This is a genomic window from Arthrobacter sp. CAL618 (assembly GCF_000468215.1).
Lineage (GTDB): Bacteria > Actinomycetota > Actinomycetes > Actinomycetales > Micrococcaceae > Arthrobacter_D.
The window spans coordinates 1,498-3,840 of sequence record NZ_ASZW01000154.1 but is presented as its reverse complement, the minus strand read 5'-3'; the positions used below and the strand labels follow the sequence as shown (position 1 = coordinate 3,840).

Genomic DNA, 2,343 nt, shown 5'->3' with positions numbered 1-2,343 from the left:
GCGCTAGCCGGTTTGGGCCGGTCCGCTGGGGTCTGCAGCGTTCGGTTCCCCGAGACCCCGGGCCGCCAGCGCCTCGCCGGTCTGGTGGGCGTAGGCGACGGCGCCGATCACCACCGGGATCACCAGGGCCCGCGGGTTCCGTTCCAGACCGCGGGCCTTTGCCGCGTCCCGGACGTCCGCTACCGAGCCCACAAGATACGGGAGGCTCCGGGTCATCAGGGCAAGCGTCAGGCCGAACCGCTCGGGGTCGGCGCCCAGCCGCCGAAACGGGACGGCGAGGGCGACCAGCCCATCCAGGAGGCGTTGGCCCTCGGTGGTCAGGGTCAGCAGGCGGGCCGCGAGGAGGCACGTGGTGATGTTTCCCACCACCTGCAGGGCCGGTTCCGGGCCGTTAGCGATGATCTGGTAGCCGCCGAGGATCACGAGCATGGGCCAGACCGGCACCAGCGGTCGCCACAGGTGGATCGGGGGCAGACGTGCACCGAACAGGTAGCCAACTGCCACCAGCCCAAATGCGACGGCGGTCAGCGCCAGTAGGTTCACCACCAGCACGCTCGTGGACAGCAGCAGTACAGCCAGGCCTTTCACCCACAGGGGAGTCCGGTGGAGCAACGAATCACCGGCGACGTAGGTGCCGAACAGGCTGCCGTGGCCCCTCATGGGCGGTGTTCCGGCAGCGGGTCCGCCTCGAGATGCATCCTCCGGTAGTGGTCAATCGCTGCGCCGGGGTCGCCGTCGAACACCAGCTGTCCCGCGTCGATGACCAGCACCCGGTCGCTGTCCCTGGCGAAGTCGAGATCATGGGTGGTGAAGACCACCTGCTGGTCCAGTCCGCGAAACACGCTGCGGACCCGGCGCTCGTTGCGGAGGTCAAGCAGGGTGGTGGGTTCGTCTGCGACCAGGATGGTCGGGTCGACGGCGAGGACCGTGGCCAGCGCCATCAGCTGCCGCTCCCCGCCGGAGAGGTCGTAGATGCTTTGCTCTGCCAGCGGCCCCAGCCCGAACCGCTCCAGGACGGCCAGGGCCGCGGTTCGCCGTTCGGTAGGGTTGCGCAGCCGAGCCCGCAGCGACAGCTCAACATCCTCGAGCCCGGTGGGCATCACCAGTTGGGACAGGGGATCGGTAAACACGAATCCCACCCGCTGCCGGACCGCCCGGCCGGCCTTGACCGTGTCGAGTCCTGCCACCAGGACACTCCCGGCGGTTGGAGGGATCAGCCCGTTGATGAGTTTCAGCAGAGTCGACTTCCCGGACCCATTCGCGCCGATGACCGCGATCCGACGCTCGGACAGTTCCAGCGTCAGCGGCGCCAGAATCAGTCGCGCACCATCCGGGCCATCGACGCTGACCGCAGCACCCTCGAAAACGATCATCGGCTAGCTGCTCCGACGGCTCACGTGGCCGTCACAGAAGCATTCCGGCCTGTGCCAATCAACCGGGGGAACGCCCGGTGCACACTCAACCCGATCGCTGCTGCAACGAGGTTCTTCACCACGTCGCCGGGCAGGTAGATCAGGTCGGCGAGGATTGCGGTCACGAAGTCCAGCTTGCCGTTAATCATCAGGCCAGCAATCCCGAGGGTGTGGACCACCAGCAGGCTGGTCACCATGCAGGCTGCGAACAGGGCGGCATACCTGAACCGGCGCACCCGGGCCAGGACGAGACGGGCCAGGAACCCGGCGACGAGTGCAGCAAGAGGGAACGCCAGAAGGTAGCCGGCCGACGGGCCAGCGAGGACACCCACGCCCCCCGAAAAGCCAGCGAAGATCGGCAGACCAGCCAGGCCTACCGCCACATACAGTGCCACTGCAGCGAAGCCACGGCCGGGTCCAAGGACAATTCCGGTCACCATCACGGCGAGAGTCTGCAGGGTCAGGGGTACCCCGAGCGGGCCGGCGGGGATAGCAGGTAGGATTGCTAGAGCGGCCACGAAAGCCGCGAAGACCGCGATCAGCGAAAGATCTGTGGCACTCCAGCGGCGCCTGGCGTGAGTGGGAGTACCCACAGCGGCGGCCGCGGGAGCCTGATTCTCCAGATGCATGGTGACTCTTCCTGTTAGTTATCGACAACAGTGTGCCGTCACTTACTGAGATTAGTGCCACCAGTTCTTATTTCGCTTGTAGGTTTCCTACAAATTAGGCATCCAGCAAACTCCGATGATGCGGAACCGTTCCATTGAAAGGCCACGTAATTGATTACCGTCTCGAACTTAGAGCTTCGCGCGGGAGCGCGCCTGCTTATGGATGCGGTGTCATTCCGTGTTGACCGCGGGGACAAGATTGGTCTGGTGGGTCGAAATGGTGCCGGCAAGACCACTCTGACCCGGGTCCTGGCGGGGGAGGG

The 2,343-nt window shown here is 65.9% G+C and carries 3 protein-coding genes and 1 pseudogene (1 of these 4 only partly in view); 1 reads left to right on the top strand and 3 read right to left on the bottom strand.

Annotated features, from left to right (window positions below):
- Positions 1–3: 3 nt before the first annotated feature.
- The 3 genes from K728_RS0109370 to K728_RS0109360 are packed head-to-tail and all read right to left on the bottom strand — an operon-like array spanning position 4 to position 2,041.
- Positions 4–660: an energy-coupling factor transporter transmembrane component T family protein gene (locus K728_RS0109370; protein WP_024476533.1), complete on the bottom strand. Its 657-nt coding sequence runs from the start codon at positions 658–660 to the stop codon at positions 4–6.
- A complete protein-coding gene (locus K728_RS0109365) occupies positions 657–1,373 on the bottom strand; it encodes an energy-coupling factor ABC transporter ATP-binding protein (protein ID WP_019482662.1) in 717 nt (238 codons plus the stop codon). Before K728_RS0109365 ends, K728_RS0109370 begins: the two co-directional genes overlap by 4 nt.
- A 20-nt stretch (positions 1,374–1,393) precedes the next feature.
- A complete protein-coding gene (locus K728_RS0109360) occupies positions 1,394–2,041 on the bottom strand; it encodes a biotin transporter BioY (protein WP_024476532.1) in 648 nt (215 codons plus the stop codon).
- Positions 2,042–2,191: 150 nt separating this feature from the next.
- Here K728_RS0109360 and abc-f point away from each other — a divergent pair.
- A pseudogene (gene abc-f, locus K728_RS19020) lies at positions 2,192–2,343 on the top strand (ribosomal protection-like ABC-F family protein) (it continues 1,440 nt past the right edge of the window).

Bases quoted from the DNA above. Each gene is read 5' to 3' on its own strand.
- K728_RS0109365 (WP_019482662.1), bottom strand. From the start codon at position 1,373: ATGATCGTTTTCGAGGGTGCTGCGGTCAGCGTCGATGGCCCGGATGGT.
- K728_RS0109360 (WP_024476532.1), bottom strand. From the start codon at position 2,041: ATGCATCTGGAGAATCAGGCTCCCGCGGCCGCCGCTGTGGGTACTCCC.
- K728_RS0109370 (WP_024476533.1), bottom strand. From the start codon at position 660: ATGAGGGGCCACGGCAGCCTGTTCGGCACCTACGTCGCCGGTGATTCG.